Origin of the sequence: Flectobacillus longus, assembly GCF_030056705.1 — a bacterium.
In the GTDB taxonomy this organism is placed as follows: Bacteria; Bacteroidota; Bacteroidia; order Cytophagales; family Spirosomataceae; genus Flectobacillus; species Flectobacillus longus.
On the sequence record NZ_JASHIC010000006.1, the window covers coordinates 201979 to 215505 of the forward strand.

At 36.9% G+C, this 13527-nt stretch carries 13 protein-coding genes; 6 read left to right on the plus strand and 7 right to left on the minus strand.

Annotated elements, in window-relative coordinates:
• Positions 1-15: 15 nt before the first annotated feature.
• Positions 16-1419 carry an alpha-L-fucosidase gene (locus QM491_RS06145; protein ID WP_283326416.1) on the minus strand — a complete coding sequence of 468 codons (1404 nt, stop codon included), beginning with the start codon at positions 1417-1419 and terminating at the stop codon, positions 16-18.
• A gap of 222 nt (positions 1420-1641) precedes the next feature.
• Between QM491_RS06145 and uvrB the strand changes: the two genes are divergently transcribed.
• Both uvrB and QM491_RS06155 read left to right on the plus strand, forming a co-directional pair.
• A complete protein-coding gene (gene uvrB / locus QM491_RS06150; protein ID WP_283326417.1) occupies positions 1642-3669 on the plus strand; it encodes an excinuclease ABC subunit UvrB in 2028 nt (675 codons plus the stop codon).
• Positions 3670-3785: 116 nt separating this feature from the next.
• Positions 3786-4130, plus strand: a complete 345-nt coding sequence (locus QM491_RS06155) for an arsenate reductase (RefSeq protein ID WP_283326418.1) — start codon at positions 3786-3788, stop codon at positions 4128-4130.
• A gap of 82 nt (positions 4131-4212) precedes the next feature.
• On the opposite strand, the gene pdhA is transcribed toward QM491_RS06155, so the two are convergent.
• Complete coding sequence (gene pdhA / locus QM491_RS06160) at positions 4213-5220, minus strand: pyruvate dehydrogenase (acetyl-transferring) E1 component subunit alpha (RefSeq protein ID WP_283326419.1); 1008 nt, start codon at positions 5218-5220, stop codon at positions 4213-4215.
• A gap of 410 nt (positions 5221-5630) precedes the next feature.
• On the opposite strand from pdhA, the gene recF reads away from it, so the two are divergent.
• Positions 5631-6725: a DNA replication/repair protein RecF gene (gene recF / locus QM491_RS06165; protein WP_283326420.1), complete on the plus strand. Its 1095-nt coding sequence runs from the start codon at positions 5631-5633 to the stop codon at positions 6723-6725.
• Between the two features lie 76 nt (positions 6726-6801).
• Here recF and QM491_RS06170 read toward each other — a convergent pair whose 3' ends face one another.
• The 3 genes from QM491_RS06170 to QM491_RS06180 are packed head-to-tail and all read right to left on the minus strand — an operon-like array spanning position 6802 to position 9205.
• Complete coding sequence (locus QM491_RS06170) at positions 6802-8040, minus strand: DUF4097 family beta strand repeat-containing protein (RefSeq protein WP_283326421.1); 1239 nt, start codon at positions 8038-8040, stop codon at positions 6802-6804.
• Positions 8015-8614, minus strand: coding sequence for a hypothetical protein (locus tag QM491_RS06175; RefSeq protein WP_283326422.1), 600 nt, complete (start codon positions 8612-8614; stop codon positions 8015-8017). The genes QM491_RS06170 and QM491_RS06175 overlap by 26 nt, the downstream gene beginning before the upstream one ends.
• 45 nt (positions 8615-8659) lie before the next feature.
• Positions 8660-9205, minus strand: coding sequence for an RNA polymerase sigma factor (locus tag QM491_RS06180; protein ID WP_095160929.1), 546 nt, complete (start codon positions 9203-9205; stop codon positions 8660-8662).
• Positions 9206-9536: 331 nt separating this feature from the next.
• Between QM491_RS06180 and QM491_RS06185 the strand changes: the two genes are divergently transcribed.
• Positions 9537-10049, plus strand: a complete 513-nt coding sequence (locus QM491_RS06185) for a cupin domain-containing protein (RefSeq protein ID WP_283326423.1) — start codon at positions 9537-9539, stop codon at positions 10047-10049.
• 93 nt (positions 10050-10142) lie between these two features.
• On the opposite strand, the gene QM491_RS06190 is transcribed toward QM491_RS06185, so the two are convergent.
• The gene (locus tag QM491_RS06190) at positions 10143-10685 is read right to left on the minus strand and encodes a DUF4136 domain-containing protein (protein ID WP_283326424.1); all 543 of its coding nucleotides are present in this window, start codon (positions 10683-10685) and stop codon (positions 10143-10145) included.
• A gap of 331 nt (positions 10686-11016) precedes the next feature.
• A complete protein-coding gene (locus QM491_RS06195) occupies positions 11017-11604 on the minus strand; it encodes a DUF4136 domain-containing protein (protein ID WP_283326425.1) in 588 nt (195 codons plus the stop codon).
• Positions 11605-11787: 183 nt separating this feature from the next.
• Here QM491_RS06195 and QM491_RS06200 point away from each other — a divergent pair, with 183 nt between their 5' ends.
• Together QM491_RS06200 and QM491_RS06205 are read left to right on the plus strand one after the other, a co-directional pair.
• Positions 11788-12489 carry a DsbA family oxidoreductase gene (locus QM491_RS06200; RefSeq protein ID WP_283326426.1) on the plus strand — a complete coding sequence of 234 codons (702 nt, stop codon included), beginning with the start codon at positions 11788-11790 and terminating at the stop codon, positions 12487-12489.
• A gap of 263 nt (positions 12490-12752) precedes the next feature.
• A complete protein-coding gene (locus tag QM491_RS06205; RefSeq protein WP_283326427.1) occupies positions 12753-13526 on the plus strand; it encodes a hypothetical protein in 774 nt (257 codons plus the stop codon).
• The last annotated feature ends 1 nt before the right edge of the window (position 13527 follow it).

A 13527-nucleotide genomic window follows, 5' to 3' on the forward strand; every position in this document is an offset into this window, starting at 1 on the left:
TCGGGTTTTTATTTTTTATAATGCACCCGAAATCTTAAAGACCCAAGCATATTCACTTGGATTGACATCAGGCGTAAGCGCAGGAGGTGTTATTGTCAAAGCATTTCCTTTTTTCTGAACTTTGATAGCTCCGTTGTATCCCAACATACTTACTGTACCACCCAAAATTCCTTCAATAGTAACAGGCGTATTTTTCCATTGAGTCAATAGCACATATAAATCTTTATTTTTCTTGGTAAAGAAAACCTTAGTTTCTGGAGTAACCTTTGGTGATTTTTCCCATTTACGAGTACCATAAATAGCATCTCCGTTAATTTTCAACCATTTTCCCATATCTGCCAAACGTTGTTGCATAATTACTGGAATTCGTCCATCGGCTGTTGGACCAACATTTAGTAACAAGTTTCCTCCACGAGCTACTTTGTCAATAAGAATATCTATCAGCTGCTTTGACGAAGAATAATCTTCTAAATTTTCATTTCTATTATAGCCAAAAGAAGAACCAATACCTCGACATTCTTCCCAAGGATGGGCTATTTCCATACTGCTTGAATTAGCATCGTGTACCAAGTCATATTCAGTAGTATAAATTCCTCCGTGTTTGCTACGTGTTTCTTTTCCCCAGCGGTCATTTACTACCACCTCTGCTTTTGAAGGAGAGTCGTTATAGAGCCATGCCAAAAACTCCGTACTTTTCCACTTTTCGGAAGGATGATCCCATTCGCCATCAGTCCACAGAATATCTGGCGTATATCGTGTCACCAAATCTTTCATTTGCGGAATCATGTGTGAAGTCACATAAGTATCTACGTCTTTTTTGTACAAAGGATTAAACCATTCGTACAAAGAATAATAAAAACCCATACGCAGACCTTTGTCTTTCACTGCCTTTGTCAAATCGCCAGAAATATCACGATGAGGGTTTAAATCAACAGCATTCCAATTCCAAGCCTGCACACTAGGCCAAAGCGTATATCCTTCATGATGCTTTGAAGTCAGCACGACATATTTGGCTCCAGCATTTTCAAAAATATTTGCCCAGTCGCTTGGGTCGTACATTTCACAAGTAAACCCTTTGGCAAAGTCTTGATACTTAAAATCTTTTCCAAAAGCTTTTTCATGAAAGGCTAGGGTAGAAGGATACCCAGGTCTTTTAGCATTAGTCAAGGTTTGCCAATACCATTCTGAATAACGGTCGTAGATCCCTACATTATTTTTGGCGGTTGGTCCCCAAGCGGGTACAGAGAATAATCCCCAGTGAATAAAGATACCAAATTTGGCATCTTCAAACCAGTTTGGAATAGGACGAGAGTCTATTGATGCCCAATTGGCTTGGTATTGTTGAGCACTCATTATGGATAACCCAAGTAGTCCTCCACAAAGTGCTGTCAAACAAGTTTTTAAAAATTTTCTTTTCATAGAATGAGGAAATTGGTTTTATTCAGAAAAGTACAAAAAACCTATTAATACTCTGTTGGGTTTTGAGTGATGGGCATATCAAATATTTGATACACCAAGTCCGAAACCAAAGTGTTTTCTTTGTCGTTAATCAAAGAGTGATTGTTTACCAATATAAACTTATCTATTCGATTGGCTCATTATTGGATTACACTTAATTTTATAGACAAAAAATCAAGCGGAATGGAATTTCAACTTTGTTCAGAATATAAGCCTACTGGCGACCAGCCCAAAGCCATCGCTCAGTTGGTAGAAGGAATACAAAATGGAGAGCAAGCACAAACGCTATTAGGGGTGACGGGGTCTGGTAAAACATTTACCGTAGCCAATACTATTGCTCAAATCAATAGACCTACCCTGATATTGAGTCATAACAAAACTTTAGCGGCTCAGCTTTATGGCGAGTTCAAACAGTTTTTTCCTAATAATGCAGTTGAATATTTCATTTCTTACTACGACTATTATCAGCCCGAAGCCTATATCGCTACCACCAATACGTATATAGAAAAAGACCTTGCCATCAACGAAGAAATTGATAAGTTACGACTTTCTACAACTTCGTCCTTAATGTCTGGGCGACGAGACATTATCGTAATTGCCTCGGTATCTTGTATATATGGTATGGGAAACCCAGAAGAGTACCGAAAAAGTATTTTACGAATTGGGGTAGGAGAAATTATTTCTCGAAATCAATTTTTATTTAGACTTGTCGAAATTCTTTACTCCAGAACTGAAGCCGAATTTCAAAGAGGCAATTTTCGAGTAAAAGGAGACACTGTGGATATCTATGTCCCCTACGCTGATTTTGGCTATCGTATTATTTTCTTCGGCGACGAAATTGAAGCTATTCAACGCATAGACCCAATTTCTGGAAAAAAATTATCTGAAGAAAAAATGGTGGCAATCTTCCCCGCCAATTTGTTTGTCACAGGTAGAGATGTATTGATGAGAGCCATCAATGAAATACAGGATGATCTTGTTGGGCAGATTAAGTATTTTGAAGCAGAAGGTAGAACAGCAGAAGCTGAGCGCATCAAACAGCGAACGGAGTTTGATATGGAAATGATGCGAGAATTGGGCTACTGTTCGGGTATCGAAAATTACTCAAGATATTTTGACAGAAGACAAGCGGGACAAAGACCATTCTGTTTATTAGACTTTTTCCCAGACGATTTTTTATTGGTAGTAGATGAAAGCCACGTAACTATTCCTCAAATCAGAGCGATGTGGGGTGGCGACCGCTCAAGAAAAGAATCTTTGGTAGACTATGGCTTCCGTTTGCCAAGTGCGATGGACAACCGTCCTTTGACTTTTCAAGAATTTGAGGATATTAGTGGACAAAGTATTTTTGTAAGTGCTACACCAGCCGACTATGAGCTACGTCGTTCGGAGGGAGTTGTCGTAGAACAAATCATTAGACCTACGGGCTTGCTCGATCCTGAAATAGAAGTGCGACCAAGTCTGAACCAAATAGATGATTTATTAGAAGAAGTACATATAAGAATAGAACGAGAAGAAAGGGTACTGATTACGACACTTACCAAGCGTATGGCCGAAGAACTTTCGAAATACATGGAACGTGTGGGAGTCAAATGTCGCTATATTCACTCGGAGGTAAAAACTTTAGAGCGTGTTGAAATTTTAAGAGAATTACGACTTGGTGTATTTGATGTTTTGGTTGGGGTAAACCTTTTACGTGAAGGTTTGGATTTGCCAGAGGTTTCGTTGGTTGCCATCATGGACGCCGACAAAGAAGGTTTCTTGCGAGATATTCGCTCATTAATCCAAACCATTGGACGTGCGGCTAGAAATGACCAAGGGAAAGTACTCATGTATGCCGACCGCATCACAGGCTCTATGCAAAAGGCTATCGAAGAGACCAATCGACGTAGAGCTATTCAGATGGAGTACAACATTGAGCATGGTATCACGCCAAAAACGATTCTTCGCTCGAAACAAGCCATTATCGATCAAACCTCTATTGCCGATGTAATGGGTAAGACTACGAAGACCAATTATTACATCGAACCGCAGGATGTACAGATGGCTGCTGATCCAGTATTGGCTTATATGTCTAAACCAGAAATTGAAGCACAAATCAAGAAAGTACAGAATGAAATGGATAAGGCCGCCAAAGAACTTGACTTTGTTGCAGCCGCTCGCCTAAGAGACGAAATGTTTGGATTGAAGAAATTGTTGGAAGGAAAGTGATTTGAGTGCTGGGTTAGGAGTGTAGAGTTTTGAGTTGTCCTTTGTCCTTGCCTAAAAAACTCTATTTTCTGACTATATTATCTGGTACTAAAATTTTTATACTAAAAAACACCCCCATGTACAAAGTTTACGGAATACCGAATTGTGATACGGTAAAAAAAGCCCTTACTTGGCTCAAGGAACACGATATTCCTTTTGAATTTCATAACTTCAAAAAAGAAGGAATCTCACAAGAAAAATTGGAAGCTTGGTTAGAAAAATATCCTTGGGAAACCCTTGTAAATAAAGCAGGTACAACTTGGAAAAAACTAGACGAAAGTCAAAAGGCTACTGATATGGCATCGGCTATCCAATTGATGATGGAACAAACTTCGGTAATCAAGCGTCCTGTTTTGGAAAAAGAGGAGATTATTTCGGTAGGTTTTAAGCCTGAATTATATGAAGGTATATTTCAATCATAAAATGGTTTGTTGAGAAGAAAATAAAAAAGCCCCAATAGCTTTACTTGCGTAAAACTATTGGGGCTTTTATCATGTAAGATGATTATTCCACTGGGAATGGATATTCGTCTACATAAACATCTTTATATGCTTCAGAAGCATCTGGCCAAGGAGATTCTTCAGCAAATTTAACTGAAGCTTCTACTCTTACTTTAATTTGAGCATCGATAGCTGCTAAATCTTCTTCTGTAGCAAATTCGTTTTCCAAGATTGCTTGTCTAACTTGCTCGATTGGGTCACGCATTTTGTATGCCTCAACTTCCTCTTTAGTACGGTACTTCTGAGGGTCAGACATAGAGTGACCTCTATAACGGTAAGTTTTGAATTCTAAGAATGTTGGACCTTCACCTGCACGAGCACGCTCAGCCGCACGAGAAACTGCCTCATGAACTGCCTCTACGCTCATCGCATCAACTGGCTCAGATGGCATATCATACGCCTCACCAATTGTGTAAAGATCTGTAACGTTTGAAGTACGAGTTACTGAAGTACCCATAGCATATCCGTTGTTTTCAACAACAAAAATTGCAGGCAACTTCCAAGTCATAGCCATGTTGAAGGCTTCGTGCAATGCACCCTGACGAACCGCACCGTCACCGAAGTAACAGATACAAACGTTTCCAGTTTTGTTATATTTTTCAGCAAATGCCAAACCCGCTCCAAGAGGAATTTGAGCACCTACGATACCATGACCACCTACAAAACCCACTGATTTATCGAAAATGTGCATTGATCCACCTTTACCTTTCGAAATACCAGTAGCTTTTCCGAACATTTCCGCCATGATAGTGTTAGGGTCTGAACCTAAAGCCAATGGAATACCGTGATCACGGTAAGCTGTAATATATTTGTCGCCTTTACGAAGTGCCGACGCTGCTCCAGAAGAACAAGCCTCTTGTCCGATGTAAAGGTGGCAAAAACCACGAATCTTTTGTTGACCATACAATTGACCAGTACGTTCTTCAAATTTACGTTGAAGCATCATTGACTCGTACCATTCCATGTAGGTCTCTTTCGAGTATTTTACTTTGTTTTCAGCTTTCTTTGCCATTTTTCAAAATGAGTGAATGAGTGATTAACTTGCGTTGAATCTTACGATTAAGTAAATGAGGGAATAAAATAAACGTCTTATTCGCTCTTGCTCACCTGGAACTGCTATCCCATTGTGGGCCACATAGGATTTTGTAATCCCCCGAAACAGGCGTTAATTTGCAATGCGAAATTAGTACAAAACCAAGAACCGACCAAAAAAATATCACAATAGACTCTTGATTATTAGTTATAAACAACTTTATTAGCTATTTACCTGACAGGTATCAGAACTAAAGTACAAATCTAAACAGCTTTGCATTGAATATTGTTCAGCGTTAGACAGGATATCATTTCGCCTCAAGCATTATGTCTTTGGCATTTTGCTCATTTTATAAAGTCAATTACCTAAGCTTTCTTACTCATCCAAATATGTATTTACAACGTATCAGTCTAACAAACTTTAAAAGCTATGACTTTGGCGATTTTAAGTTTACTAATCGTGTAAACTGTATTGTGGGAGAAAACGGTAGTGGCAAAACCAACCTGCTGGATGCCATTTACTTTTTGGCATTAACCAAAAGCTCCATTAGCTCGCAAGATGCCCTGTGTGTTACACATGAGGCTGACTTTATGATGATTGATGGCACTTTTGTGGAGGGACCCAAAGGGGATGCTCAAATTACGTGTTCTTTTCAAAAAGGACAAAAAAAAGCGGTACTACATGATAAAAAGCCTTATGAGAAAATTTCAGAGCATATCGGACTTTATCCTGTGGTATTGATTTCGCCTAATGATACCGATATTGTAAGAGATGGGAGCGAAGAACGTAGAAAGTTTTTTGATGGTGTGATTTCACAAATTGACCGTGATTATCTCGAAACCTTAATTCAATACAATAAAGTATTACTTCAGCGGAATGCTCTTTTAAAACAGTTTGCTGAAAAAAATTATTTTGATGCAGACTTACTAGATATTTATTCTGACCCAATCATTGAATATGGGATAATTTTACAGAAAAAAAGAACGGAGTTCTTGTCAAAATTTACCCCTATCTTCCAAAAACACTATGCAAATCTGTCAGAAAGTAGAGAAGAGGTAAAGCTGATCTACGAAACAGAAGTAAATGCCGATACTTTTAGACATGATTTTACCAAAAATCGACCTAGGGATTTAGCCGCACAACGTACAACTTTCGGGATTCATAAAGATGATTTCACCTTTGAAATTAGTGCTTTTCCTCTCAAAAAATACGGTTCTCAAGGTCAGCAAAAATCCTATGTTATTGCGCTAAAATTAGCCCAATTTGAGATTTTAGCACTTGAAAAGGGTTTTCAACCGATATTATTACTCGATGATATCTTTGATAAGCTTGATGATAGACGTATTCAGCAGTTGATAAATATGATGGTAGATGGGACTTTTCAGCAGGTTTTTTTAACAGATGCCCGCCCCGAAAGAACGCAACAGTTATTGAGTCATTTGACTGTAGAAGTATGTTATTTTGATGTGACTCAAGGAAAATAAAAAAGCTGTATGAGATAAGATAAGCTCGAAAGCATATCTTATCTCATACAGCTTTTACATGAGGACTTTAGATTTACTATTTATCTTTCTCCAAAAACTTCACGCCACCATAATTTGAGTGAATGACGATTTTGGTTCCTGTACCTTTGCCTATTCTACCTTTATAATTTTTTTGAGGAATAAATCCCATCCTTTTTTGGGCATTTTCCTCGTCAGGATTTACAGTAAGTGTACACTTGTCTAATGGATATTTGAAATTGGCATAGTTTACAGTTACATCAAAATCAGCATTACAGTCTGGCGTTACGGGTAATTTTACGGTAGTATAATTACATTTCAAATCCAAGGACTTCAATGATTGTGGCAATTCACGAAGCTCTAATCCATCTGAATAGCTAATGTAAATTTTGCCATTTTCTTTAATCGTACCGATTTTTCCGTTAGAATACTGAAGATTTCCCTCAATGGTATTGACTTGATCAACCATTATAGAACCAAACATATTGGCAAGTTTGATAATATTAGCTTTATCAATATTCAATTTTGAGTAAGATATTTTCAATTCTGCTTCGTCTAATTGCTTGATATTGGCTTTACCGTACTGAACATTGATACTTTTTTCATTGCCAGAAAGGCGGTCACTTACAAAGTTTCCATAAGAAGTAACGATTGACAAAGGAGCTGAAAATTCAGGAACGCTTGTATTTCCGTATCTATTCGACACCATAAGAGGGTTATTCTTTGGCATATATACTTGATAGTTAACTTCTACGCCTTGCTTTTCATTATCAGAGTTATTACTCTTAAATGATAGCTTATCCCACCAATCTCCACCATTTTCAGAAGTGATATTTGTACGTAAGGTAATTTTGTTTCTTACACGAGCTTCTGCAATATCTACTCCATCTACATACGCTTGCGCTTTTTCTTCGGTACTGCCGTGCCCTACGATATTGATTTCTATTTTTATTTCATTACGATTCCATAGATCAACGTTTACGTGACCGTGCTGATTATTAATTTGTAATAAATCCTTCGGTTCAACAGAATATACCTTGGTAATCAACTTCTTTTTCTCGACCAAGGTTACAGATTCTCCTTTTTCGACTAAGGATGCCTCCTGACAACTAACGTTGGTTGTTGTATTGTTATTAGAATTAACAGTTACGGTAATAGTTCTACTATTTTTATTGCTGGCATATACATTGCCATTAGCAGAGGCCGTAACTCGCATTTGCTGTGCCATACTCGGGGATATAATCAACACCCCGTACATGACAACCACTACCTTAAATAGTTTGCATACTTTTTCCATGGCCTTGTTTTGCTTCTTTAACACGTTGAATAATTGATAATTGTTGATTCAAAATATCTAACTGTAGTTGTAAGTTTTGAATCATGGCTTTCACTAACTCTTCTTGATTGGGCGTTTGGGGCAGCTCCGCTCTCAAGCTTTGGTAGTCTTTATTAAGGCGTTCGATTTCTGATGAAAATTCTTGATACAAAGCAGGTTCATTATCGGCAATTTGTCGGATTTCATCTCTCTTTGTTTCTATTAAGCTAGCGTAATGTACCATTTGTTGTTTGTACTGATCGCCAACTTGACTCACGATTATGTCCGAACTGCTCGAAGATTGATTGGCATACCATAACCCTAATGCTCCAATGACCACAGCAATACCCGCAGCAACACGCCAATAGTGCTGAATTTTAGGAAAGAAAGGAATGATATTCTTTTTCTCTACTTGCTGAACGCTAGTGGTATCGGTAGGTAATTTAGCTTCTAGTTTTTCCCACAAATCCAACGATGGTTCAAGATTTTCAAATTCATCTCGATGGTCTCTAACAAACCTTTCTAAACGATTTGATGCTTTTTTTGACTGATTCATAAGACTATGACATATCTTTTGTTGAAAATTTGATTCGACAATCAATTATGCCTTTTTTAGTATTTCTAATAAACGTTTTTTGGCTCTGATATACTGAGTTCTTGAGGTAGATTCTGCTACTTGCAAAATTTCCGCAATTTCTTCGTGATCGTACCCTTCAAAAAGATACAAACTGAGTACAGTTCTAAAGCCATCGGGAAGTTGATGCATCGCGCGCTGCACCTTAGTTACTTCCCATTCTATTTCCTCGTCATCAAATTGTTCATCCTCAAAATCATCAGGCACACCGTCGATGTCCTGAAAGGCTACTTTACGTTGCCTGAGCTGATTTAGAGCTCGATTAATGACAATTTGCTTGAGCCAAGCGCCAAAGGTACTTGTTTGACGAAACTCATGAATTTTAATAAATGCGTCCAAAAATGCCTCTTGCAGTACATCTTCGGCCTCGCCGACATGATTCAGTATTCGGACAGCCACATTGAACATAGACTTTGAGTAGAGACGATAAATCTCATACTGAGCCTTGCGTTCGCCCCTGCGACAAGCCTCTACCAAATGTACATTTCTGTCTATGTATAGCGTTTGTTCCAGTGTATTAAATTGTTATTCGTGAATAAACTTAGTTGGTTGGTTAATCGTCAATCTTCGATAGTCTTAGAGGCTTATTTGCGAATAACAATTAACTGAATTTCATGCTAATGAAACATTTCGCTAAATCAATGTTGCATAAGAATTAAAAAAATATGATTTTTTTTGTAGTAAGGAAATTTATATTACATGGCAGAACTAGTTTAGTTATGTAAAAATAAGCCTTTGGTCATCATTAAAGAGAATACAATAACTAAAATGTATTCAATTGATAGGTGATGAATATGATACAAAGGAAATACGATGATTTAATTTTTATAAAACATAAACATAAATGAATTTATCTACCAAAGATGCTCAATATTGGGTTGAGAAGTTTAAGATGTTAGAGCACCCTGAAGGAGGATATTTTGCCGAAACTTATCGTTCAACCGAAAGTATTCCTCACGAAGCTTTACCTAAAAGATTTAAAGGAGAAAGAGTTTTCTCGACAGGTATTTATTTTTTGTTAGAAAACCATCATTTTTCAGCTTTTCACAAAATCGAAGCTGATGAAATGTGGCATTTTTATGCAGGTGGTGCTCTCGATGTATTTATGATTAGTCCAGATGGTCAACTCGACATTATTCATTTGGGTAATAATCCCGACGAAGGACAAGTATTTCAGGCGGTAGTTCCAGCAGGATATTGGTTTGCGTCAAAGCCACAGAAAGATTCGGCTTATTCATTGGTTGGTTGTACGGTAGCGCCAGGTTTTGATTTTGAAGGGTTCGAACTAGCCGAGCGTGCTAGTTTGCAAGCAATTTTTCCTCAGCATCATCATTTAATTGAAAGCTTGACGAGGTAAAGAGATATTTTGTTTTAGCCCAAAAAGCACCATAGGCTAGATAGAGCAAGTCTGTCTTACTTATGGTGCTTTTTTGGCTTTATAGTCAAAGGACTAACGAGTAGCTGTCATTTCTTGCTTAGGCATATATCCATAAGCGACTAATTTATATTCATCAAATATACTACGAGTAATTGCTTTCAATTGGCGCTCTTCGATTGACTTGTTAGGTTTTACAAAACCCGATGCCATACCGAGCCAAACAGATTTATTCAAGTTTTCGTCAATCATTTGAATCATTAAAGTTCCGCCATTGAGCGTTATTCTACGAGTAGTATACTCCGATTTGTCTTCCTCTAACTTACGGCTATCTTTAATTTTTAATTTGGTTTCGAAAACCGAGCATACAACTACGATATCAGGAGATTTGCTGGTACGTACAAAACCTCGAGCCTCCATTTGATTTTCGACTTCATCTTGAATAGCACGTTCGGTTTCTTCTGACAATTTTGCTTCACTTTGCCCAATAACAATCTGATAAGTCTGATTGAGATTATTTTCCATCAAATGATCATTATTAGCACGAACAGCAAATTTCTGATTGCTACATGACATGATTACTGTCGCAAGTAGTAATAAATAGAATAATTGTTTCATTTTGCTATTGGGTTAATGGTCCAACATTTCATTACTGTCATATACCAAAGGAGGTATCGGCTTCAGTGCTTAAAACACCTTTTTACCACCATGACTTAATGATAATATTACAAAAATTTAACAATTATTTAATATTAAATTTTTAGAAGTATGAATTCCTAAAAGCTATTACACTATAATCTATCTATTATCGTATTGTGGACAATATAAAAAGGCGTCATAGTCTGTGCAAAACGATTTTTTGCCAAAACCAAGACGCCAATATTCTTATACTTAAAACGATATATAAATCACCAGTGAAGACTAAAATCCATTTGCTGAAGCTTGACCATTATTTGCTAGGTGCCAGTACCATTGCAGTAACAGGCTGATTGGTCAAATAGTTTTTTGCGAAAATCTTATAGTTATCAAAAATTTGTCTTGTGGCCGAACGAAGCGATTTTTCATCTATATCATTGGTTTTCTCTTCTGCAATACCCGCAGCATAGCCCATCCAAATCGGACGATTAGAATCATTTTCGACAAATTGTAATAACAAAGTTCCTTTCCTGAGTTTAATTCGTTTGAGCTCTTCGCTCATATTTTCTTTTCCCAAACCTCTAAACGAGCGTTGAAGAACCGATAAATTGACTTCTGTTGGAAAAAGGGCATAAAATACAATCAAGTTAGGGCGCTCTTTGGTATCTTGATACCCTCTGAGTCGCATTTGAGTATCGATCTCATCAATTACAGCATCAAACCTGTAGGTAGTATCTACAATGGTGAGCTGTTTTTCGATACAGGTAAATGATTCATAATTTGGTTTGAAAACCTCGTCTTCAATTTCTCGATGACAGGCAGTGCCAATCTGAAAATCGTGGCGATTACACGCACTCAAAAGAAACATAGCTGAGATAGCAATGAAATAAATTTTCCTCATAATTCTCAAAAGTTAGAGTGATTATGGAACGCATAATCACGTTTGAAATGTAACAAACAGACTAAACAATTTTTATAACTATTTGACTATTAGATTGTTTCAAAAAAGAATTATTTGTAAAAAACAGAAATAGGAATTTAATGAGGCCGACAGGTGTTTTGATAATAAATAAAATTCAAGAAAATGAATCAAGAAAAATCGAAAATCCGTATAGATGTAGTATCAGATGTAGCGTGCCCATGGTGTTACATCGGAAAACGTAGAATAGAACAGGCTATTGAAAATACGCAAATTTCTGATAATGTGCAAATTATCTATCATCCTTTTCAATTAGACCCTTCTATTCCAAACGAGGGTGTTGACTTTAATACATACGCAGAAAATCGCTTTGGGGATGGTTATTTACAAAAATTTGTACAAGTCGAAAATGCAGGCAAATCAGTAGGTCTAGATTTTGAGTTTGAAGCCTTACCAAAAGCGATCAATACTTTCGATTTACATCGTTTTTTAACGATTGCTGCTATGGAAGGCAAACAAGCCGAGCTAAAAGAACTTTTTCTACAAGCTTATTTTACAGACCGTGTAGACTTGAGTAAAAAAGAAGAATTAATCAAAATACTGAGTCAAATAGGTTGGTCAGAAGATAAAACTTTGGCACTTTTAAATTCTGATGAGGCCACTGATAGTGTTAAAGAAGAAATGCACTATTTCAGACAACATGGCGTAGGAGGGGTTCCATTCTATATTTTTAATAAAAAGTATGCGCTTTCGGGTGCTCAGCCAAGTGAAGTATTTGAACAAGTACTCCAACAAATCATGCAAGAGGAAGGAATTTCAGTTCAAGCTGAAAGTAATAGCTGCGATATAGAAACGGGTGAATGCTAATTAATCCCACCTTAGTAATATTCAATTTGACATAAGCCTTTAATAATCTTTATAAAAGGAATATTTTTGATTTGTTATACAAAGTTTGACATCATCAGGTCAGATTATTAGCAAATCCGAAGTATTCCTTTTTTATTTGTATAACAAACCTATCTTAATTGCTTTCCTAAATACGCTAATCACCCGATTTAACTATTCTTTCTTATTACGTACAATATTGGATGAGACCATTTACCTTTTATTGTTTATTACTAGTATCATCGATGAGTTATGCACAATCAAAAATTGACAGTGCGTTATCTACCACCTATAGAACCTTTACAGGTAAAATAGGCTCAACGTCCTTTAGAGATGACTTTATTAGCCCACTTAGGTATGATTTATACGCTATTGGGTTAGAATTTCAACAACAACATCAAAAAAAACAGAAGTTATCCACATTGTTATCCACAATATCATTGGGCGTACCATCTCGTCCAAATACATTAAAAGTAGCATCAGGAGAGCTCAATATCTATTTTGCTAAGCAGCATGATGTACTTCATTCTTCTAATGCCCATTTGTATTTGGGAGGATTTATTGGACTAAATATTGCTACCAGATTTTCAGATATTTATAATCTAGGATACGGTAATAATGAAGTATCAGTAGATGCAGGTTTACGAGCTGGAGTAGCATTAAGTTACTGGAAGTCAATGCGTATTTTTCACAAAAAAGTACTATTCAGAAACTTTTTTATGATGCCTTTCATAAGTGTATTAGGTCGCTCAGGATATGCGCATGATGCTTACTTCAAAGAAGAGTTATGGAAGTATCTAGGAGACTATATTTACGTTGGGAGTATTAATCGGTATTTCTTTTATACCAATCGCTCAACGTTTTATTTTGGAGAAAAAACAATTACTAATACAAAACATGCTAACCGAAAATCATCGTGGCGAGTGGGCATTGAATGGAGTTTTAGGCACTACACAGCACCTTCTGAATTATCTCTTGGAAATACATCTTTGACTATAGGAAAAGTAATTATATTTTAGT